Below are 20,198 nucleotides of genomic sequence, written 5' to 3'. Positions count from 1 at the left end.
GTCGGGCCGGGCTGGCACGAAGCCCCCAGGGTAGGAGCGGGAACGCCGTCGTCCCGTCGTGGCGGACGCTGTTGGCCCGCTGTTCAGCGCCGGGACACGCCGGACGATTCCCCCAGATGAGGAGCAGGCTGGTCGGGGCATGTCGCCCGCGCTCGCGGGAGCGGGAATACATAGCCCGTGTATGGGATTCGATACCTCATGACCGGACGCACCACAGCGGGCACGACCCCGACCGACGACCAGGAACGCACCCGCTGGCAGGCCTTCTGGGTCTGCGTCGGCGTCGCGGCGCTCACGATCCTCGACCTCTCGAAGGTGAACGTGGGCCTCCCGTCCATCGAGGAGTCCCTCGGCGCCGGATCCACCGACCTGCAGCTCATCGTCGCCGGCTACGCCCTCGCGTTCGGCCTCGCCCTCGTGCCCGCCGGCCGCCTCGGCGACATCCGCAGCCGTCGGCTCATGTTCGTGGTCGGCCTCAGCTCCTTCACGATCGCGAGCCTGCTCTGCGCCATCGCGCCGGACGTGAAGACCCTCGTGGTCGCCCGGATCCTGCAGGGCGTCGCCGCCGGCATCCAGATGCCGCAGGTGCTCGGCCTCATCCAGCAGCTCTTCCAGGGCGAGGAGCGGGCGCGCGCGTTCGGCCTGTTCGGCGCCGTCGTCGGCATCTCGACCGCGTTCGGGCCGACGCTCGGCGGCCTGCTGATCCAGCTCGGCGGCCCCGAGGACGGGTGGCGCCTGCTGTTCTGGATGAACATCCCGCTCGGGATCGTCGCCATCGCGTTCGCGCTCAAGCTGCTGCCGCGGAAGCAGGCCCGGCCCCAGCAGAAGACGGGCCTCGATCCCGTCGGCGTCGTGCTCCTCGCGATCGCCACGTTCTCGCTCATGCTGCCGTTCGTGCTCACGACCGGCGGGCCCGACGACGATCCGCTCCGGTGGATCTGGCTCGCCGGCGCCGTCGTCGCCGCGGCGCTCTTCGTCGCGTGGGAGCGACGCTACGAGCGGTCCGGCAAGTCGCCCGTCGTGCACTTCGCGCTCTTCAAGCTCTCCTCCTACCGCAACGGGATCCTCATCGCCACCGCGTACTTCGCCGCGATCCCCGCGGTGTTCCTGCTCACGACGCTGTACCTCCAGCAGGGGCTCGGCCTCCCGCCCGTGGTCGCCGGCATGGTCAGCATCCCGTTCGCGCTGTCGTCGGCCGTCACCGCGTGGATCGGCGGGCGCCTCGTCTCGCGGCTCGGCCGTCAGCTCGTGGTGATCGGCCTCGCGATCGTCGCGGTGGGCATCACGCTGCTGCTCCTCGCCGCGGTGCTCACGCCGCAGGGGGCGACGCCGTGGGCGATGGCCGCGGCCATGCTCGTCGCGGGCGTCGGGGCGGGCTTCGTGATCTCGCCGAACCAGACGCTGACCCTCGCCGAGATCCCCGTCACGGAGGGCGGCGTCGCCGGGTCCATGGCGCAGGTCGGCCAGCGCGTGGGCACCGCCGTGGGCGTCGCGGCCGCGTCGGCCACCTTCTTCAGCACGCTGTACGCGGAGGCCGCGGGCGGCGGCGACGCGGGCCTCGCGGTGTACCACGACGGGTTCCGCAACGGCTTCCTCGTGACGATCGCGCTGGTCGCGGTCGCCCTCACGCTCGGCCTGGTCGACCTCGGCCAGCGCCGTCGACGCCGGCAGCAGGCCGCGTCCGCCTGATCGGTCGGCGTCGCGCGCCGGGCCGGGCTCAGCGCGCGACGACCGCCAGCACGGCGTCGTGGAGGAGCCCGTTCGTGGCGAGCGCCGAGCCGTGCCACGGGCCCGCCTCGCCGTCGATCGACGTGAAGCGGCCGCCCGCCTCCTCGATCACGGGGATGAGCGCGGCCATGTCGTAGGGCTTCAGGTCGTGCTCGCCGGCGATGTCGATGAGGCCCTCGGCGAGCAGCATGTAGGCCCACATGTCGCCGAAGTCGCGCGAGCGCTTCACCCGGCCGGAGAGGTCGAGGAGCTCGTCGAGCCGGTCGGCGTCGCGCCAGCGCTGCACGCCCGCGACGCTCATGGAGGCGTCGTCCAGCCGCTCGACGTCGGACACCCGGATCCGCCGCTCCTGCGACGTCGTGGCCTGCCCGAGCGTGTCGTCCACGTAGGCGCCGAGGCCGGTCGCGCCCCACCAACGGCGCCCGAGCGCAGGAGCGCTGACGACGCCGACCACGGGGACGCCGTCGACCGCGAGCGCGATGAGGGTGCCCCACACGGGCACGCCGCGCGCGAAGTTCGAGGTGCCGTCGATCGGATCCACGATCCACTGCCGGGACGACGACCCGGACGTGCCGTACTCCTCGCCGAGCACGCTGTCGTGCGGGCGGCTGTCGGCGATGCCGGCCCTGATCGCGCGCTCGACCGAGGTGTCGGCGTCGGTGACCCAGCTGGAGTCGGCCTTCGTCTCGATGGCGAGGTCGGCCGCGCGGAATCGGTCGAGCGAGATGGCGTCGGCCATGTCGGCCAGCTCCCGCGCGAGCCGCAGGTCGGACGACAGGGAGTGCAGGGGTTCGGAGGCCACGGGGTCGAGCCTAGCGATCGGCCTGGTCGCCCTTCGACGCGTCCGCCCGGTTCGCGACGAGGTGCTGCAGGGAGTGCAGGCGCTCGCGCCCGGCGTCGCCCAGCTCGCCCGCCTCGACCCGGTCGACGATCTCCCAGTCATGCGCCTCCGTGAGCGGGATCCCGCCCGGCGGCTCGCCCTCGGGGAGGTGCGCGTAGCTCGCGAACGAGCGGAGGATGTTCGCCGGATCCACGTGCCCCAGCCCGAACGAGCGGACGCCCGGGGTGTCGATGATCCAGCCGTGTCCGCCGTCGCCGGTCTCGACGCGCATGGAGACCGTGGAGCTCGACGTGTGGCGCCCGCGGCCGGTGACCTGGTTGACGACGCCCGTGGCGCGCTTCGCGTCCGGCACGAGCGCGTTCACGAGCGTCGACTTGCCGACGCCGGAGTGGCCGACCGCGACGGTCGTGCGGTCGGCCAGCAGCGCCCGCAGCTCCTCGAGCGGCACGTCGTCGGAGCGGCTCAGGACGACGGGCACGTCGAGCACGCGGAAGTGGGCGGCGAACGGCGCGGGGTCGGCGACGTCCGACTTCGTGATGCAGAGGATCGGCTGGATCCCGGCGTCGAACGCGGCCACCAGGTACCGGTCGACGAGGCGCGCGCGCGGCTCGGGCTCCGCGGCGGCCACGACGATGAGCATCTGGTCGGCGTTCGCCACGATGACGCGCTCGACGGCGTCGGAGTCGTCGGCGCTGCGACGCAGGAGCGTGCGTCGCGGGGCGATGCGGACGATGCGCGACAGGCTGCCCTCGTCGCCCGAGGTGTCGCCGACGATGTCGACGCGGTCGTTCGTGACCACGGCCTTCTTGCCGAGCTCGCGGGCGCGCGTCGCGATGAGCGTGTGCTCGTCGGCGGTGTCCTCGCCCACGAGCACGCCGAAGCGTCCGCGGTCGACCGTGAGCACGCGGCCCTCGACGGAGTCGGCGTGCCCGGGCCGCTGCTTGCTGCGCGGCTTGTTGCCCTTCGGGTTCGGGCGGACGCGCACCGAGGACTCGTCGTAGGCGTCCCAGACGCCGTCGTCCTGCTCGGGATCCGCGAGCCAGCTCACAGGAGGCCGCCGAGCCCGCCAGCGGCCCCCGGCCCGGTGATCCCGCCGAGGGCGAGCGGGTCGACGGCGGCGCGCGGCGCGCGGCCGAGGAGCGGGCCGAGCCACAGCTCGGGGAACTCGGGCAGCGTCTTCGCGGTGGTGCCGATGTCGTCGATCTCGACGCCCGGGACGGCCAGGCCGACGATCGCGCCCGCGGTCGCCATGCGGTGGTCCTCGTAGGCGCGCCACGGGCCGCCGTGCAGCGGGGCGGGGGAGATCGCGAGCCCGTCCTCGAGCTCCGCGACGGATCCGCCGAGCCCGGTGATCTCCGCCGCCAGCGCCGCCAGCCGGTCGGTCTCGTGCCCGCGCAGGTGCCCGATGCCCGTGATGCGGCTGGGGCCGTCGGCGAGGGCCGCGAGCGCGACCAGAGCGGGCGCGAGCTCGCCGCCCGTGCTCAGGTCGAGGTCGACGCCCGGGATGCGGCCGCCCGCGGCGAGCCCTCGGCCCCCGTCGACGACGAGCGCGTCGCCCTCGCGCGTGACGGTCGCTCCGAAGTGCGGCAGCAGGTGCGCGAGGTCGGCGCCGACCTGAGTCGTCTCCGCGGGCCAGCCGGGGATCGCGACGCGGCCGCCCGCGACGAGCGCGGCGGCGAGGAACGGCGCGGCGTTGGAGAGGTCCGGCTCGATGCGCACCTCGCGGCCGGCGATGGGGGAGGAGGGGACGATCCAGAGGCCGGGTTCCGGGCTCCCGACGACGACGCCGCGCTCGGCGAGCGTGCGGATGGTCATCTCGATGTGCGGCATGCTCGGCAGCTTCTCCCCGGTGTGCCGGAGCCGCAGCCCCTGGGCGAAGCGCGGCGCGGCGAGCAGCAGCCCGGACACGAACTGGCTGGACGCGGAGGCGTCGATGGCGATCTCGCCGCCCGGCACCTCGCCCGTCCCGTAGAGGCTGAACGGCAGCGCGCGGCGGCCGTCGTCGTTGACGTCGACTCCCAGGGCCCGGAGCGCCTCGATCGTGCCGGACATGGGGCGTCGTCGGGCGCTCGGGTCGCCGTCGAAGGACACCGGCCCGAGGGCGAGCGCGGCGACGGGCGGGAGGAAGCGCATCACGGTGCCGGCGAGGCCGCACTCGATGGTGATCCCGCCCGCGAGCTCCGCCGGGGTGATCCGCAGGTCGGGCCCGAAGGCGCCATCGCCGTCGACCTCCTCGATGACGGTGCCGAGGGCCCGCAGCGCCTCGATCATGAGGCGCGTGTCGCGGGAGCGCAGCGGCGCACGCAGCGTGGAGGGGGAGTCGGCGAGGGCGGACAGCACCAGCTCGCGGTTCGTCAGGCTCTTGGATCCCGGCAGCGGCACGGTCGCGTCGAGCGGTCCGTCGGCCACCGGCGCCGCCCACGGCCCGTCGTCCGTCGGGACGGGTGCGTGCGTCCGGTCGTCGTCGTACGGGCTGAAGGTGGGACCGGAATACCTGAAGATCTCCATGGGTTCACCAGAGTACCGGGCAGGCGTCCGGCAGGCCCGGATCCCGGGCCGGGAAGGATCACCCGTGATCACGAGGACAGCACCGGCGGCACCGTCCGCCGATCTCGTGCGCGCCGTAGAATCTGCCCTGATGGCCACTTCAGGGAACACCAGTCACGACGCGCCGGCCGACACCACCGGGGGCGACGCGCCCACCGCAGCGGCCGCGCCCGCGGAGCTCGTGGAGGCCGTCGTGCACTCCACCGAGGAGGCCTCGGGAGAGCAGCAGGGCGTGCAGGACGAGGCCCCGACGGAGGAGCCCCGAGCGCCCCAGCCGGGCGACAACCGCGAGCTCTTCGAGGAGCAGGCGCTCCCGTTCATCGACCAGCTGTACGCGGCCGGCCTGCGGATGACGCGCAACCCCGCCGACGCGCAGGACCTGGTCCAGGAGACGTTCGTCAAGGCCTACACGGCCTTCCACCAGTTCAAGCAGGGCACGAACCTCAAGGCCTGGCTGTACCGGATCCTCACGAACACCTTCATCAACAACTACCGCAAGAAGCAGCGGGACCCCTACAACGGCACCATCGACGAGCTCGAGGACTGGCAGCTGGGCGGCGCGACGAGCGCCACGGCCACCACCACGCGCTCCGCGGAGGCCGAGGCCATCGACCACCTCCCGGACAGCACCGTCAAGGACGCGCTGCAGTCCATCCCGGAGGACTTCCGGATGGCCGTGTACTTCGCGGATGTCGAGGGCTTCTCCTACCAGGAGATCGCCGACATCATGAAGACCCCCGTGGGCACCGTCATGAGCCGCCTGCACCGCGGCCGCCGGATGCTGCGGAGCCTGCTTTCCGACTACGCGCGCGAGCGGGGCATCTCCACCGCGCACCTCACTGGAGCGACCAAATGAGCGACTGCGGCTGCGACAAGGCCAAGAAGGATCTCGAGGAGTACCTGCACCACGAGCTCGACAAGGCGGACGCCGCGGACATCCGCGAGCACATGGCGAACTGCTCCGACTGCGCGCGCGAGCACCGCGTCGGCGTGGTCCTGCGGGACACCGTGCGCCGCGCCTGCACGGAGGCGGCGCCGGAGGACCTGCGCACGCAGGTGATGGAGAAGCTGCGGGCCATCCAGGCCACCCACTGACCGGGGCGGTGGCGCTGTCCCGGTAATCTCGGGACGTGACCAACGCGATCCAGTCCCTCGGGACGCCCTCTCCCTCCGACCTCACCGTCATCGTCGAGCTGCTGCGGCTGCTCGACTACGAGGTGGACGAGGATCGGGTCGCCGCGCGCCTGTCGCGCATGACCACCGCGGCGGGGCACGAGACGTGGGTCGTGCGGGACGACGCCGGCGAGATCGCGGGCCTCGCGGGGGGCCACCTCATGTGGGGACTCGCCGACGACGAGCCGCTCGCGCAGCTGATCATCCTGGTCGTGCGCGAGGGACGCCAGGCCGGCGGGATCGGCTCCGACCTCATCCGCCACTACGAGGCATGGGCCCGCGAGCACGGCGCGACGCGGTTCCTCGCGACCTCGGCGGCCGCACGCGACAACGTCACGCGCTTCTACGCGCGCCGCGGGTACCACGCCTCCGGCATCCGCTACTCCAAGCTCGGCTGACGCGGGGGCGGCCCGCTCGGCAGGGCCACATCCCCGCAGCACGACGAGAGGCCCGGTCCCCTGGGGACCGGGCCTCTCGTGTCGCCGGGCGCGTGCCCGGCCGGGTCACTCCGCGGTGGCTCGGGCGATCAGATCCGTCTGCTCGGTGGCGTGGCGCTTGCTCGAGCCGGCGGCGGGCGACGCCGCGGCCGGTCGGGACACGACGCGCACGGCGCGGTCGGGCAGGACCCGGCTGAGCTCGACGTGCACGAACGGCCACGCGCCCTGGTTCTCCGGCTCGTCCTGCACCCACACGACCTCGGCGTCCGGGTACGACTCGACGACGCGGCGCACCTGCTCCTCGGGGAACGGGTAGAACTGCTCGAGCCGCACGAGGGCGATCGAGGTGTCCTGACGCTTCTCCAGCTCGCCGAGCAGGTCGTAGTGCACCTTGCCCGAGTGGAGCAGCACGCGGCGTACGGCGCCGCGGTCCTCGACGCGCACGTCGTCGATCACCGGCTCGAAGCGACCCGAGGTGAACGCGTCGACGTCGCTCGTCGCGCCGCGCAGCCGCAGCATCGCCTTCGGCGTGAAGACCACGAGCGGACGGCGGGGCCGGGAGTAGGCCTGGCGACGCAGCAGGTGGAAGTACGACGCGGGCGTCGAGGGACGCGCGACGGTCATGTTCTGCTCGGCGCACAGCTGGAGGAACCGCTCGATGCGCGCGGACGAGTGGTCCGGTCCCTGGCCCTCGTAGCCGTGCGGCAGCAGCAGCACGACGCTCGAGCGCTGGCCCCACTTCTGCTCGGCCGAGGAGATGAACTCGTCGATGATGGTCTGCGCGCCGTTGGCGAAGTCGCCGAACTGCGCCTCCCAGAGGACCAGCGCATCGGGTCGCTCGACCGAGTAGCCGTACTCGAAGCCCATCGCGGCGTACTCGCTGAGCAGCGTGTCGTAGATCCAGAACCTCGCCTGCCGCTCGCTCAGGTTCGCGAGGGGCAGCCACTCCTGGCCGTTGTCGCGGTCGTGCAGCACGGCGTGGCGCTGGACGAACGTGCCGCGGCGCGAGTCCTGGCCGGCGAGGCGGACGGGAGTGTTCTCCAGCAGGAGCGAGCCGATGGCGAGGAGCTCGCCGAAGGCCCAGTCGATGGATCCGCTGCGGCTCATCTCGAGACGCTTGCGCATGAGCGCCTGCAGCTTCGGGTGCACCGAGAAGCCCTGCGGCGGGTTGTCGTGCGCGTCGCCGACCGCCTGGATGACGGACTCGGACACGCCCGTGGTCTCCGGCTCGCCGTGGCCGTCGTCCTGCTGGGAGTCGGGGCGCTCCAGGTCCGCGACGGCGCCGGCGTCGTCGGTCTGGATGGGGATGGACGAGGTCTGCGCGGCGTGCGTCTCCGCGAAGGCGCGCTCCAGGCGGTCCTGGAAGTCCTTCTGCGCCGCGTCGTACTCCTCCTGCGTGATGTCGCCGCGGCCGACGAGCGCCTCCGTGTACAGCTTCCGCACCGAGCGCTTGGCCTCGATGAGGTTGTACATGAGCGGCTGCGTCATCGACGGGTCGTCGCCCTCGTTGTGGCCGCGACGCCGGTAGCAGACGAGGTCGATGACGACGTCCTTGTTGAACTCCTGGCGGAACTCGAATGCCAGGTGCGCCACGCGCGCCACGGCCTCGGGGTCGTCGCCGTTCACGTGGAAGATCGGCGCCTGGATGCTCTTGGCCACGTCCGTCGAGTACACCGACGAGCGGGACTCCGACGGCGGCGTGGTGAAGCCGACCTGGTTGTTGATGACGATGTGCACCGTGCCGCCCGTGCGGTAGGCGCGCAGCTGCGACAGCTGGAGGGTCTCGAAGACCACGCCCTGGCCGGCCATGGACGCGTCGCCGTGCACGAGGATCGGCAGGACGGAGAACGAGCCGATGGGCTTGCGGTCCTGCTTGGCGCGGACGATCCCCTCGAGCACGCCGTTGACGGCCTCGAGGTGCGACGGGTTCGCCGCGAGGTAGACCGGCATCTCCTCGCCGTGGACGCCGCGGAACGTGCCCTCGGTGCCGAGGTGGTACTTGACGTCGCCGGATCCCTGGACGGTGCGCGGATCCTGCGTGCCCTCGAACTCGCGGAAGATCTGCCCGTAGCTCTTGCCCGCGATGTTGGTGAGGACGTTGAGGCGGCCGCGGTGGGCCATGCCGATCGCGACCTCGTCGAGCCCGTGGTCGGCCGCGCCCTGGAGGAGGGTGTCGAGCAGCGAGATGGTGGACTCGCCGCCCTCCAGGCTGAAGCGCTTCTGCCCGACGTACTTGGTCTGCAGGAACGTCTCGAACGCCTCCGACTCGTTGAGCTTGGAGAGGATGCGCATCTGCTCGTCGTGCGTCGGCTTCGCGTAGGGCTGCTCGACCTTGCCCTGGATCCAGCTGCGCTCCTCGGGCTCCTGGATGTGCATGTACTCGATGCCGATCGTGCGGCAGTACGAGTCGCGGAGGATCCCCAGGACGTCGCGGAGGAGAGCCTGGCGGCGGCCGCCGAAGCCGCCGGTGACGAACTCGCGGTCGAGGTCCCAGAAGGTGAGCCCGTGGTTCGTGATCTCGAGGTCCGGGTGCGTGCGCTGCTGGTACTCGAGCGGGTCGATGTCCGCCATGAGGTGCCCGCGCACGCGGTACGCGTTGATGAGCTCCTGCACCCGGCTGGTCTTGGAGACCCGCTCGGAGAGGTCGACGTTGATGTCGGTGGCCCACTGGATCGGGTCGTACGGGATGCGGAGCGCCGCGAAGATGTCCTCGTAGAAGCCGTGCTGGCCGATGAGGCGCTCGTGCACGATCTTCAGGAACTCGCCCGAGCCCGCGCCCTGGATGACGCGGTGGTCGTAGGTGCTCGTGAGCGTGATGGTCTTGCCGATGCCGAGCTCGACGAGCGTCTTGGGGGAGGAGCCCTGGAACTCGGCCGGGTACTCGAGGGCGCCGGCGCCGATGATGGCGCCCTGGCCCTTCATCAGGCGCGGCACGGAGTGGACCGTGCCGATGCCGCCCGGGTTGGTGAGCGAGATGGTGGTGCCGGCGAAGTCGCCCGCCGCGAGCTTGTTGCCGCGTGCCTTCTTCACCAGCTCCTCGTAGGCCTGCAGGAACTCGCCGAAGGTCATGGCCTCCGCGCCCTTGATGCTCGGGACGAGGAGCGCCCGCGTGCCGTCGGGCTTCGGCATGTCGATCGCGATGCCGAGGTTGATGTGCGCGGGGGAGACGACGCTCGGCTTGCCGTCGACGTCGTCGTAGTGCACGTTCTGGCTCGGGAACTCCTTGAGCGCCTGGATGAGCGCCCAGCCGATGAGGTGCGTGAAGGAGACCTTGCCGCCGCGGGCGCGCTTCAGGTGGTTGTTGATGACGATGCGGTTGTCGATCATCAGCTTCGCGGGGATGGTGCGGACGCTCGTCGCGGTCGGGATGGTGAGCGACGCGTCCATGTTGGTCGCCAGCGACTTGGCCATGCCGCGGAGCGGGGTGACCTCGTCCTCGCCGGGCGGCGTGGGCTCGGCGCCCTTCTTCGCCGGGGCCTTGGCGGGGGCCTGCGCGGGGATCGGCTGCTGCTTCGGGGCGATGCTCGTCGTGCGCGCCGCCGGCTGGGATCCCGTGGCGGGCTGCTGCGCCTGCGCGTCGGGCTGGCCGGAGGATGCCGGGGCGGGCGTCGCGGCGGGGGATCCGGTGTTGGTCGTCGCGGGGACGGTGGTCGTCGCCGCGTCGGGGATCTGCGCCTCGCCGGTCGCGGGCGCCGCCTGGCGGCCCTCGATCACGGTGGTGTGGTAGTTCTCCAGGATCGGCCACCAGCTGCGGTCGACGGAGTCCTTGTCGACCACGAACCTCTCGTACATCTCGTCGACGAGCCACTCGTTGGCTCCGAAGTCGCCCGTGGAACCGTCATCGGTCCCCGTACCAGTCACCTGGCTCGACACAGTTGATCGCCCGCTCTCTTGCTGTTGGTCGTCTGCCTCGCGCGGCCCGTTCGCGTGCCGCGCGTCCACGATCACCCAGCCTAAACCTTCCCCCGGTCGGGCCGTCGGGAGCGGCGCGTCGGGAGCGGAGCCGGGCCGCCGCCCTGGCGCGGGGCCGGACCTCGGGGATAGCGTCGGGGGATGAGGTTCACCGGAGAGGCTCCCGCCCACGACCTGACCTACTCGGACGTGTTCCTGAGCCCCGGCCGGTCCGACGTCGCGAGCCGGATGGACGTCGACCTCGCCCCGGGCGACGGCACCCCGTGCACCATCCCGGTCGTCGCGAGCAACATGGGATCCGTCACCGGCCCGCGGCTCGGCGCCGTCCTCGCGCGACGCGGGGGCATCGGGATCCTGCCGCAGGACCTCCGCCCGCAGGAGCTGGACGCCGCGATCCACCGGGTCAAGGAGCAGCCCGTCGCCTACGACTCGCCGCTCGAGCTGCCGCCCGACGCGACCGCGGGCCAGGCGCGCGAGCTGCTGCCGCCCATCGCCGGCCACGGCATCGTGCTGCGCGACGCGGACGGGGAGATGGTCGGCTGCCTGGAGGGCACCCAGCTCGCCGGCGTCCCCGACGGAACACTGCTCGGCGACCTCCCGCACGGCGCGCTCGCCTCCCTCGACGCGGACGACGTCCCCACGGGCCGCGCGGCCTTCGACCTGATGCACGCCGCCGGGATCGACTTCGCGCCCGTGCTCGCGCACGGGCGTCTGGTCGGGACGCTCAGCCGCCGCAGCGCGCTGCGGTCCACCGTGTACGCCCCCGCGCTCGACGGGCACGGGCGCCTCGCGGTGGGCGCCGCGGTCGGCGTCACCGGCGATCCGGTCGGGCGCGCCCGCGCGCTGCTGGCCGCCGGGGTCGACGTGCTCGTCCTCGACACGGCCCACGGCCACCAGGAGGCGATGCTCCGCGCGATCCGCGACGTGCGCGCCCTCGCCCCGCGCGTGCCGCTCGTCGCCGGCAACGTCGTGACCGCGGCGGGCGCGCGCGACCTCGTCGCGGCGGGCGCCGACATCGTCAAGGTGGGCGTCGGCCCCGGTGCCATGTGCACCACGCGCATGATGACCGCCGTCGGGCGGCCCCAGTTCTCCGCCGTGCTCGACACGGCAGAGGCGGCCCGCGCCGCCGGCGCCCTCGTCTGGGCGGACGGGGGAGTGCGGTATCCGCGCGACGTCGCCCTCGCCCTCGCCGCGGGCGCCGCGAGCGTGATGATCGGATCCTGGTTCGCGGGCACCGTCGAGTCGCCCGGCCGCCTGCTCGTCGACGACGACGGCGGGCTCGCCAAGGAGAGCTGGGGCATGGCGTCCACGCGCGCCGTGCAGGAGCGGTTCGGCCGGCGCGAGGCCTTCGAGCTCGCGCGGCGCACCCTGTTCGCGGAGGGGATCTCCACCAGCCGCATCCGGATCGACCCGCTCCGCCCCGGGCTCGAGGACCTGCTCGACACGATCACGTCCGGCGTCCGCAGCGCGTTCACCTACGCCGGGGCGCGCACGAGGGCCGAGTTCGCCGAGCGCGCCGCGGTCGGGATCCAGTCCGCGGCCGGCTACGAGGAGGGCAAGCCCCTGCCGGTCGGCTGGTGAGCCCCGGTATGCTCGACGGACGATGGACGACCCTCCTCCTGCTCATAGACCCCCGCCGCGCGCGCCCCTCCGACTGAGGCCGGCCGTGCGCCGGTCTCCCGGGAGCCGCCCCCGTGCATGAATGGCTCCTCCTCGCCGCGGGTCTCGTCCTGACATTCGGCACCGGCCTCTTCGTGGCCAGCGAGTTCGCGCTCGTCAACCTCGACCGCTCCGACCTCGAGAAGCGCCAGGAGCGCGGCGAGAAGCGGCTCGGTCCGCCCATCCGGGCGCTCCGCATCACCTCGACCCACCTCTCCAGCGCCCAGCTCGGCATCACCCTGACGACGCTGCTCACCGGGTACACCATGGAGCCCGCGCTCAGCCTCCTGCTCGCCGGTCCGCTGACGTCCGCCGGCCTGGATGAGGGGCTCGTCTCCCCGGTGTCCACCGTCGTGGCGCTGGTCGTCGCGACGCTGCTGTCGATGATCGTCGGCGAGCTCGTGCCGAAGAACTTCGCCCTCGCCCTGCCGCGCGAGACGGCCAAGCTCGTCATCCCCTTCCAGACCCTGTTCACCACGGTGTTCAAGCCCGCCGTGCTGCTGCTCAACAACAGCGCGAACGGCATCCTCCGGCTCGTCGGCATCGAGCCCAAGGAGGAGCTGTCCGGCGCCCGGAGCGCGGAGGAGCTCTCCTCGCTCGTCCGCCGCTCCGCGCTCGCCGGCCTCCTCGAGGACGACACGGCGATGCTCCTCAGCCGCACGCTGCGCTTCGCCGACCTGACGGCGTCCGACGTCATGACGCCGCGGCTGCGCGTGAAGTCGGTCGAGCGCACCGACAGCGCTCAGACCGTGATCGAGCTGGCCATGACCACCGGGTACTCCCGCTTCCCCGTGACGGACGACGGCGTCGACGACGTCATCGGCCTCGTGCACGTGAAGCAGGCCGTGGCCGTGCCGCGTGAGAAGCGCGCCCTCGTTCCGGTGACCGCGCTGCAGTCCGAGGCGATCCGCGTGCCCGAGACCATGAAGCTCGACGACCTCCTCGGCGAGCTGCGCGGCCGCGGGTTCCAGATGGCCGTCGTCGTGGACGAGTACGGCGGCACCGCAGGGGTCGCGACGCTCGAGGACCTGGTCGAGGAGCTGGTCGGCGAGCTCGCCGACGAGCACGACCGCACGCGCGCCGGCGTCGTCCGCTCGCGCGACTCGCTGACCTTCCCCGGCATGCTCCGACCCGACGAGCTCCTCGAGCGCACCGGGCTCCGGATCCCCGACGACGGCCCGTACGAGACCGCGGCGGGCTTCGTCATGAGCGAGCTCGGACGTCTGCCCGTGGTGGGCGACGAGCTCGAGCTCGAGACGGGCACGCTGCGGGTCGAGCGGCTCGACGGCCGGCGCATCGACCGGATCCGCTTCACGCCCGTCCCCGTGCCCGTCGCCACCGCGGTGGGCACCTCGCGCGCCGAACGCCAGGCGGACCGGCAGGCCGAGCGGCAGGCCGACCGCGAGGCCGGACGACAGGCGGACGCGGAACGCGCCGCCATGAGGAAGGAGCCGTCCCGTGGGTGAGTACGCCGGGGGGATCATCGCGCTCGTCGTGCTGCTCGCCGTCAACGCCTTCTTCGTCGGCGCCGAGTTCGCGGTCATCTCCGCGAAGCGCTCGCAGATCGAGCCCCGCGCGGAGGAGGGCAGCCGCGCCGCGCGCATCACCCTCTTCGCGATGGAGCACGCGACGCTCATGCTCGCGACCACGCAGCTCGGCATCACCGTGTGCTCGCTGCTGATCCTCAACGTCTCCGAGCCGGCGATCCACCACCTGCTGGAGATCCCGCTGGGCGCCACGGGGCTGCCCGAGGAGGCGATCTCCACCATCGCGTTCGTGATCGCGCTGCTCATCGTGTCGTTCCTGCACGTGGTGCTCGGCGAGATGGTCCCGAAGAACATCTCGTTCTCCGTGCCGGACCGCGCGGCCCTGCTGCTCGCGCCGCCGCTCGTCGGGATCGCCCGCGTGGTGAAGCCGCTCATCGTGGCCCTCAACGCGATCTCCAACGCGGTGCTCCGCGTGGCCAGGGTCGAGCCGAAGGACGAGGCCGCGAGCGCGTTCACGCTCGACGAGGTGCAGGGCATCGTCGACCAGTCGACGCGCGAGGGGCTGTTGGAGGACCGGACGGGCGCGCTCACCGCCGCATTCGAGTTCACGGGCAAGAAGGTGCAGGACATCGCGATCCCGCTGGGCGCCCTGGTCAGCCTGCCCGAGACCGCGAGCCCTTCCGAGGTCGAGCGCGCCGTCGCCCGCCACGGGTTCTCGCGGTACGTGATCGTGGACGAGGCGGGGGAGCCGTCGGGCTACCTCCACCTCAAGGACGTCATCGACCTCGACGAGGCCGACGAGTTCGTGCGTCCCGTGCCGGCCAAGCGCATCCGCCAGCTCGTGTCGGTCTTCGAGGGCACGGAGCTCGAGGACGCCCTCGCCATGATGCGCCGCTCGGGCGCCCACCTCGCGCGCGCCTTCACCGAGGCCGGCGAGACGACGGGCGTCCTGTTCCTCGAGGACATCATCGAGGAGCTCGTCGGCGAGGTGCAGGACGCCACCCGACGCGTCTGACCCGCGGGCGCGTGACGACGGCCCGGCGCCCCTCGGGGGTGCCGGGCCGTCATCGTCGGGATCGGAGGGTCAGGCGGCCCAGCGCGCGCGGTCGTACTGCTTGGGCCAGTAGTCGATCTCGACGCCCAGCTCGTGCGCGGCCCGGAGCGCGAAGTGCGGGTCGCGCAGCATCTCGCGGCCGAGCATCACGGCGTCCGCGCGGCCCTCGGCGACGACCGCCTCGGCCTGCGCGGGCTCGGTGATGAGGCCGACGGCGTTGAGCGCGACCTTCGCGTGCTCCTTCACGTACTCGGCGAAGGGCACCTGGTAGCCGGGCGCGACGGGGATCGTGACGCCCGTGGTGTTGCCGCCCGTGGAGATGTCGAAGAAGTCGGCGCCGTGCTCGGCGGCCCAGCCGACGACCGTCGCCGTCTGCTGCTCGTCCCAGCCGGCGTCGCCCGCCCAGTCGGTGGCGGAGAAGCGGACCAGGAGCGGCGCATCGGGCACCTCGGCGCGCACCGCGTCGATCACCTGGAGCAGGATGCGCGCCCGGTTCTCGAGGCTGCCGCCGAACTCGTCGTCGCGGTGGTTGCTGAGCGGCGAGAGGAACTGGTGCATGAGGTACCCGTGCGCGGCGTGGATCTCGAGCACGTCGAAGCCCGCGTCGACCGCGCGGCGGGCGGCGGCGGCGAAGTCGTCGACGACCTTGCGGATCCCGTCGGCATCGAGCGCGACGGGTGCGCCGTAGCCCGGGAAGGGCTCGGCCGACGGGGCCACCGTCTCCCAGCCGCCCTCCTCGGCGGGCATGGTGCCGCGGCCCGAGAACGAGTAGGTGGAGGCCTTGCGCCCCGCGTGCGCGAGCTGGATCGCGGCGACCGCGCCCATCCCGTGGACGAAGTCGACGATCGGCTTCCACGCGTCGCGCTGCGCGTCGTCCCAGATGCCCGTGTCCTCCGGCGTGATGCGCGCCTCGGGGCTGACGCCCGTGGCCTCCGCCATCACGAGGCCCGCGCCGCCGCGGGCGAACGAGCCGAGGTGCGCGAGGTGCCAGGCGCCCGGCACGCCGTCGCGCGCGTCGATGCTGTACTGGCACATCGGCGCGACCCAGATGCGGTTGCGCGCGGTGACGCCGCGGACGGTGATCGGCTCGAAGAGCGGGGACGTGGTCATGGGGATCCTTCCAGGCGGGCGGCGGCGCGGATCCCTCGAGGGAGGCGCGGCGCACGGGGACGGGCGGAGGGCGTCGGCGGCCTCATGGTCCCAAGGCCCGGCGCGGCCGCGGCATTCCCGCGCGCCTATCGTGAGGGCATGAGCGACGCGCGCGACGACCACGCACCCGACGACCACGCACCCGACGGCTGGATCCGGCAGGACGCCGAGCGGACGCGCCGGGCGATCCGCCTCCCGCGGGACGACGACGACAAGTACACGCGCGGCGTGCTCGGCGTCCGCACCGGCTCCGACCGCTACCCGGGCGCCGCCGTCCTCGGCGTCGAGGCCGCGGCGCGCACGGGCGTCGGCATGATCCGCTACCTCGGTCCCGCGGGCGCGTCCGCCTCGGTGCTCGCCCGCCGCCCCGAGGTCGTCACCGCGGACGGGCGGGTGCAGGCATGGCTCGTCGGATCCGGCATGGACCGGGCGCACCGCGACGACGCCGCGACCGACTCGCTCGTCGCGGCGCTCGGCCAGGGCCTGCCCGCCGTCATCGACGCGGGTGCCCTCGACCTCGTGGGGCGCGCCACCGGCCCCGTCGTCGTCACGCCGCACTTCCGCGAGCTGTCGCGGCTGCTCGACGACGCCGGGATCCAGGCGACCGCCCAGGAGATCGCGGCGGATGCCGCCGGGTGGGCCGTGCGGGCGGCGCGGGAGCTCGGCGTCTGCGTGCTGCTCAAGGGCGCGACCACGTTCGTGGTCGGCGGGTCCGCGCGCATCGCGGTGCGCGCCGGGACGCCGTGGCTCGCGACGGCGGGCTCGGGGGACGTGCTGGGCGGCGCGCTCGGCGCGCTCGTGGCGGGCGCATCCGGGCGGATCGCGGATTCCGCGGATCCCCTCGCGGTCCTCGCCGAGGTCGCCGCGGCCGCCGCGTGGCTGCACGGGCGCGCGGGGGCGATCGCCTCCGCCGGCGGACCGGTCACGGCCCTCGACGTCGCCGAGGCGATGCCGAGGGCCGTGCGGGAGACGCTCGCGGGATCCGGCGGCTAGGCCTTCGCGACGTCGAGCGAGAACTCGACCGAGCCGTGGTCCTCGACCGTCACGAAGCCGAGGCTCGGCGCCTGCACGCCGAAGTCCTGGAACGTGATGGGGATGGAGCCCACGATCTGGCCGCCCTCGGACGTGAAGCTCGCCTGCATCTGCGCGGTCACGCTCTTGGTCACGCCGTGCAGGGTGAGGTCGCCCGTCACGTCGTAGGTCGCCGGGACGCCCGCCTCCACGCCGTCGGCCGCGATCGGCTGCGTCATGGTGAAGGTCGCGGTCGGGAAGTCGCCCGTCTTCATCGCCTCGTTCTGGAAGTACGCGTCGCGCGGGGGCTGGTCCGTGTGGATCTGGGTCACGTCGACCGTCATGGTCCCCTTGGTGACCTGGGTCCCGGCGACCGTGATGTCTCCCGTGACGGCGTCCGTGCGGCCGTTGACGGTCACGGGCGTGCCGTTCAGCACCTCGTCGACGCGGTAGCCGGCGTAGGAGGATCCGCCCGCCTTCCAGTCGCCGGACAGGTCGCCGAGCGCGCCGCCCGCCGCGGCAGTGGCCCCGAGGGACGGCGCGGCGTCCGGCGTGCCCGCGAGCTGCTTGTAGACGGGGCCGCCGAACGCCGCGAAGGCGCCCACGAGGACGACCACGCCGCCCGCCACCCCGATGATGATCTTGGTCTTCTTGTCCATGGCGCTGCTCCTCCGTGCGATGCGGGCGGGCGCTGCGTCCCGCCCGTTCTGTGAACTTTCAAGTACCTGGCGAGTCTCGCGGTCTGGGAGCGCCGACGTCGGCCGCCGTCCACAGCCCGCCCCGCCGTCGGTACCCTGGGCGCACAGCCGGTCGCCGGCCGGGCGCCCGCCCGGACAACCGCCGCCGTCGAACCCCGGGGGTCCCCATGCTCGTCGCCTTCTCCGTCGCCCCCAGCGGGGGCGACGCGCCCGACGCCTCCGTGCACGACGCCGTGGCCGCCGCGGTCGCCGTGGTCCGCGCATCCGGACTGCCGAACCGCACCGACTCCATGTTCACCACGATCGAGGGCGACTGGGACGAGGTCTTCGACGTCGTCCGCCGTGCCACCGAGGCCGTCGCGCCCTTCGGCACGCGCGTGTCGCTCGTGCTGAAGGCCGACATCCGCCCCGGCTACCAGGGCGAGCTCACGGGCAAGCTCGACCGCCTCGAGCAGGCCATCGAGGCGCGCGGGACCGGGGCCTGACCGCGCGTGCGACGAGGGCGCCGGATCCCGACCGCCGGTAGGCTCGTCGGGTGAATCCCCCCTCCTCCGGGCGGGCGACGCTGTCGCCGGCCCGCGTCCGCATCGCCCTGCTCGCCCTCGCGATGGGCGGGTTCGCCATCGGCACCACCGAGTTCGTCGCCATGGGGCTGCTGCCGCAGCTCGCATCCGACCTGCTGCCCGAGGTGGCCGCGCGCTCGACGGAGGCCGCCAACGCGCAGGCCGGCACGCTGATCAGCGCCTACGCCCTCGGCGTCGTGGTGGGCGCGCCGACCATCGCGGCCGCGTCCGCCCGGGCTCCGCGGCGGAAGCTGCTGCTGTGGCTGCTCCTGGCGTTCACGCTCGGCACGATCCTCAGCGCGATCCTCCCGAGCTTCGGCCTCGTCGTCGTCGCCCGCTTCGTCGCCGGCCTGCCGCACGGCGCCTACTTCGGCATCGCGTCGCTGGTCGCCGCGCAGCTCATGGGGGAGGGCAAGCGCGCCCGCGGCGTCGCCTTCGTGCTGGCCGGGCTCACGATCGCCAACGTCATCGGCGTGCCCATCGTCACGTGGATCGGGCAGAACGCCGGGTGGCGCGTCGCCTACCTCGTCGTCGCCGCGATCTTCGCCGCCACCTTCGTCGCCGTGTTCCTGGCCGTGCCGGCGCAGGACGGGAACCCGGAGGCGACGCTCCGGCGCGAGCTCCGTGCGTTCACGCGGCTGCAGGTCTGGCTCGCCCTCCTCATCGGCGCGATCGGCTTCGGCGGCTTCTTCGCCGTGTACACGTTCGTGTCGCCCATGGTGACGGAGGTGACCGGGCTGCCCGAGTGGTCGGTGCCGCTCGCGCTCGTGGTCGTCGGCCTCGGCATGACGGTCGGCAACCTCGTGGGCGGATGGTGGGCCGATCGCGACGTGCGGAGCGCGCTGCTCTCCCTCTTCGGGCTGCTGATCGCGTCGCTCGTGGGCCTCGTGCTCACCGCGTCGAACCCCGTCGGCCTCTTCGCGTTCCTGTTCCTCATCGGCGGCTCGGCTGCGGCGCTGTCGCCCGGGATCCAGATCCGGCTGATGGACGTGGCGCACGACTCGCAGTCCATCGCGGCCGCGCTCAACCACTCGGCCCTCAACACGGGCAACGCCGTCGGTGCCGCGCTCGGCGGGGTCACCGTCGCGGCGGGCCTCGGCTACACGTCGCCCGCGCTCGTGGGCGTGGGGCTCAGCGTCGCCGGGCTCCTCATCGCGCTGGCGAGCTTCGGGCTCGACCGCCGTCGGCGCGGAGCCCGCCCGGCGACGGACGGCCAGCGGCCGACCACGCAGCCGATCGGCATCGGCGGCTGAGCCGACGGCCGGGCGGCGCTCCCCGGGCTACTCGCCCTGCAGCAGGATCCCGTCCTGGATCGCCCGCTTCCGCAGCGCCACCTTGGTGCCCACGTCGAAGCCCGCGACGCGGTACTTCTCGCGGATCCGCTTGAGGTACGACTTCGCCGTCTCCTCGGAGATGCCGAGGCTGTACGCCACCGACTTCACGGGCTCGCCGCCGCCGTAGAGCGCCATGACCCGGCGCTCCTGCGCGCTGAGCTTGGGCACGCCGCCGACGTCGGTGCTGTTGATGGCGAGGTCGAGCTCGGCGGAGATGTACGACTGGCCGTCGGCCGCGAGGCGGATCGCGTCGACGATCATGCTCGCGTCCTCGCTCTTCACGAGGTAGCCGAGGGCGCCGGAGGCGAGCGCCTCGCGCACGACGTTGGGCTCCGAGTACGTGCTCATCAGCACGGTCTTGACGCCGGTGGTCTTGAGCGTGGCGATCTTCAGCGAGATCGGCAGGTTGTCCTTGAGGTCGAGGTCGAGGAGCACGACGTCGACGGGGAAGCGCGGATGCGTCAGCAGGTCGGGCCAGGTGGAGACCGCGGCGACCATCTCGATGTCGGATGCGGCGTTGCGGATCCACTCGGTCAGGGCCCCGAGCAGCATCCTGTGGTCGTCCACGATGGCGAGGGTGATCGGTCGGTTCTCAGCTGACACGT

At 72.9% G+C, this 20,198-nt stretch carries 17 protein-coding genes; 10 read left to right on the top strand and 7 right to left on the bottom strand.

Annotated elements, in window-relative coordinates:
• The first annotated feature begins 198 nt into the window (after positions 1–198).
• Entirely contained in the window at positions 199–1,689 is a 1,491-nt protein-coding gene (locus tag ITJ44_RS02740; RefSeq protein WP_194633234.1) for an MFS transporter, read from the top strand.
• Between the two features lie 28 nt (positions 1,690–1,717).
• Here the strand turns inward: ITJ44_RS02740 and ITJ44_RS02735 are convergent, their stop codons facing one another.
• From ITJ44_RS02735 to aroA, 3 genes are read right to left on the bottom strand one after another with little or no spacing between them, the layout of a single operon-like run.
• Positions 1,718–2,530, bottom strand: a complete 813-nt coding sequence (locus tag ITJ44_RS02735; RefSeq protein ID WP_194633233.1) for an inositol monophosphatase family protein — start codon at positions 2,528–2,530, stop codon at positions 1,718–1,720.
• Between the two features lie 10 nt (positions 2,531–2,540).
• Positions 2,541–3,617, bottom strand: a complete 1,077-nt coding sequence (gene rsgA / locus ITJ44_RS02730) for a ribosome small subunit-dependent GTPase A (protein ID WP_194633232.1) — start codon at positions 3,615–3,617, stop codon at positions 2,541–2,543.
• Positions 3,614–5,077, bottom strand: a complete 1,464-nt coding sequence (gene aroA / locus ITJ44_RS02725; RefSeq protein WP_194633231.1) for a 3-phosphoshikimate 1-carboxyvinyltransferase — start codon at positions 5,075–5,077, stop codon at positions 3,614–3,616. Before aroA ends, rsgA begins: the two co-directional genes overlap by 4 nt.
• 130 nt (positions 5,078–5,207) lie before the next feature.
• Between aroA and ITJ44_RS02720 the strand changes: the two genes are divergently transcribed.
• From ITJ44_RS02720 to ITJ44_RS02710, 3 genes are read left to right on the top strand one after another with little or no spacing between them, the layout of a single operon-like run.
• Positions 5,208–5,972, top strand: a complete 765-nt coding sequence (locus ITJ44_RS02720) for a sigma-70 family RNA polymerase sigma factor (protein WP_228494466.1) — start codon at positions 5,208–5,210, stop codon at positions 5,970–5,972.
• Positions 5,969–6,211, top strand: coding sequence for a mycothiol system anti-sigma-R factor (rsrA, locus tag ITJ44_RS02715; protein ID WP_194633230.1), 243 nt, complete (start codon positions 5,969–5,971; stop codon positions 6,209–6,211). Before ITJ44_RS02720 ends, rsrA begins: the two co-directional genes overlap by 4 nt.
• Before the next feature lie 35 nt (positions 6,212–6,246).
• A complete protein-coding gene (locus ITJ44_RS02710; RefSeq protein WP_194633229.1) occupies positions 6,247–6,687 on the top strand; it encodes a GNAT family N-acetyltransferase in 441 nt (146 codons plus the stop codon).
• A 105-nt stretch (positions 6,688–6,792) separates the two neighbouring features.
• On the opposite strand, the gene ITJ44_RS02705 is transcribed toward ITJ44_RS02710, so the two are convergent.
• The gene (locus tag ITJ44_RS02705) at positions 6,793–10,599 is read right to left on the bottom strand and encodes a multifunctional oxoglutarate decarboxylase/oxoglutarate dehydrogenase thiamine pyrophosphate-binding subunit/dihydrolipoyllysine-residue succinyltransferase subunit (protein ID WP_194633228.1); all 3,807 of its coding nucleotides are present in this window, start codon (positions 10,597–10,599) and stop codon (positions 6,793–6,795) included.
• 180 nt (positions 10,600–10,779) lie between these two features.
• On the opposite strand from ITJ44_RS02705, the gene ITJ44_RS02700 reads away from it, so the two are divergent.
• From ITJ44_RS02700 to ITJ44_RS02690, 3 genes are all read left to right on the top strand, one after another.
• Positions 10,780–12,219, top strand: a complete 1,440-nt coding sequence (locus tag ITJ44_RS02700) for a GuaB1 family IMP dehydrogenase-related protein (RefSeq protein WP_194633227.1) — start codon at positions 10,780–10,782, stop codon at positions 12,217–12,219.
• Between the two features lie 113 nt (positions 12,220–12,332).
• Positions 12,333–13,763 carry a hemolysin family protein gene (locus ITJ44_RS02695; RefSeq protein WP_194633226.1) on the top strand — a complete coding sequence of 477 codons (1,431 nt, stop codon included), beginning with the start codon at positions 12,333–12,335 and terminating at the stop codon, positions 13,761–13,763.
• The gene (locus tag ITJ44_RS02690; RefSeq protein WP_194633225.1) at positions 13,756–14,799 is read left to right on the top strand and encodes a hemolysin family protein; all 1,044 of its coding nucleotides are present in this window, start codon (positions 13,756–13,758) and stop codon (positions 14,797–14,799) included. Before ITJ44_RS02695 ends, ITJ44_RS02690 begins: the two co-directional genes overlap by 8 nt.
• 69 nt (positions 14,800–14,868) lie before the next feature.
• On the opposite strand, the gene ITJ44_RS02685 is transcribed toward ITJ44_RS02690, so the two are convergent.
• Positions 14,869–15,948 (bottom strand): NADH:flavin oxidoreductase/NADH oxidase, encoded by a 1,080-nt coding sequence (locus ITJ44_RS02685; RefSeq protein ID WP_194633224.1) that lies wholly within the window; start codon positions 15,946–15,948, stop codon positions 14,869–14,871.
• Between the two features lie 138 nt (positions 15,949–16,086).
• Between ITJ44_RS02685 and ITJ44_RS02680 the strand changes: the two genes are divergently transcribed.
• Positions 16,087–16,980, top strand: coding sequence for an NAD(P)H-hydrate dehydratase (locus ITJ44_RS02680; protein ID WP_370551604.1), 894 nt, complete (start codon positions 16,087–16,089; stop codon positions 16,978–16,980).
• Here ITJ44_RS02680 and ITJ44_RS02675 read toward each other — a convergent pair.
• Entirely contained in the window at positions 16,977–17,657 is a 681-nt protein-coding gene (locus tag ITJ44_RS02675) for a YceI family protein (protein WP_194633222.1), read from the bottom strand. The two genes, ITJ44_RS02680 and ITJ44_RS02675, sit on opposite strands and share 4 nt — an antisense overlap.
• A gap of 206 nt (positions 17,658–17,863) precedes the next feature.
• Between ITJ44_RS02675 and ITJ44_RS02670 the strand changes: the two genes are divergently transcribed.
• Both ITJ44_RS02670 and ITJ44_RS02665 read left to right on the top strand, forming a co-directional pair.
• A complete protein-coding gene (locus ITJ44_RS02670; RefSeq protein WP_194633221.1) occupies positions 17,864–18,181 on the top strand; it encodes a thiamine-binding protein in 318 nt (105 codons plus the stop codon).
• A 50-nt stretch (positions 18,182–18,231) separates the two neighbouring features.
• Positions 18,232–19,512: an MFS transporter gene (locus tag ITJ44_RS02665; RefSeq protein WP_194633220.1), complete on the top strand. Its 1,281-nt coding sequence runs from the start codon at positions 18,232–18,234 to the stop codon at positions 19,510–19,512.
• Between the two features lie 27 nt (positions 19,513–19,539).
• On the opposite strand, the gene ITJ44_RS02660 is transcribed toward ITJ44_RS02665, so the two are convergent.
• Positions 19,540–20,196 (bottom strand): response regulator transcription factor, encoded by a 657-nt coding sequence (locus ITJ44_RS02660; RefSeq protein ID WP_012038017.1) that lies wholly within the window; start codon positions 20,194–20,196, stop codon positions 19,540–19,542.
• Between the last annotated feature and the right edge of the window lie 2 nt (positions 20,197–20,198).

The organism is Clavibacter sp. VKM Ac-2873 (assembly GCF_015351075.1).
Taxonomy (GTDB): domain Bacteria; phylum Actinomycetota; class Actinomycetes; order Actinomycetales; family Microbacteriaceae; genus Clavibacter.
This window is presented reverse-complemented; position numbering and strand designations above follow the sequence as displayed.

Excerpts from the sequence above, each read along its gene's own strand:
- rsrA (WP_194633230.1), top strand. The coding sequence starts at position 5,969 with ATGAGCGACTGCGGCTGCGACAAGGCCAAGAAGGATCTCGAGGAGTAC.
- ITJ44_RS02685 (WP_194633224.1), bottom strand. The coding sequence starts at position 15,948 with ATGACCACGTCCCCGCTCTTCGAGCCGATCACCGTCCGCGGCGTCACC.
- ITJ44_RS02680 (WP_370551604.1), top strand. The coding sequence starts at position 16,087 with ATGAGCGACGCGCGCGACGACCACGCACCCGACGACCACGCACCCGAC.
- ITJ44_RS02720 (WP_228494466.1), top strand. The coding sequence starts at position 5,208 with ATGGCCACTTCAGGGAACACCAGTCACGACGCGCCGGCCGACACCACC.
- ITJ44_RS02675 (WP_194633222.1), bottom strand. The coding sequence starts at position 17,657 with ATGGACAAGAAGACCAAGATCATCATCGGGGTGGCGGGCGGCGTGGTC.
- ITJ44_RS02740 (WP_194633234.1), top strand. The coding sequence starts at position 199 with ATGACCGGACGCACCACAGCGGGCACGACCCCGACCGACGACCAGGAA.
- aroA (WP_194633231.1), bottom strand. The coding sequence starts at position 5,077 with ATGGAGATCTTCAGGTATTCCGGTCCCACCTTCAGCCCGTACGACGAC.
- ITJ44_RS02670 (WP_194633221.1), top strand. The coding sequence starts at position 17,864 with ATGCTCGTCGCCTTCTCCGTCGCCCCCAGCGGGGGCGACGCGCCCGAC.
- ITJ44_RS02700 (WP_194633227.1), top strand. The coding sequence starts at position 10,780 with ATGAGGTTCACCGGAGAGGCTCCCGCCCACGACCTGACCTACTCGGAC.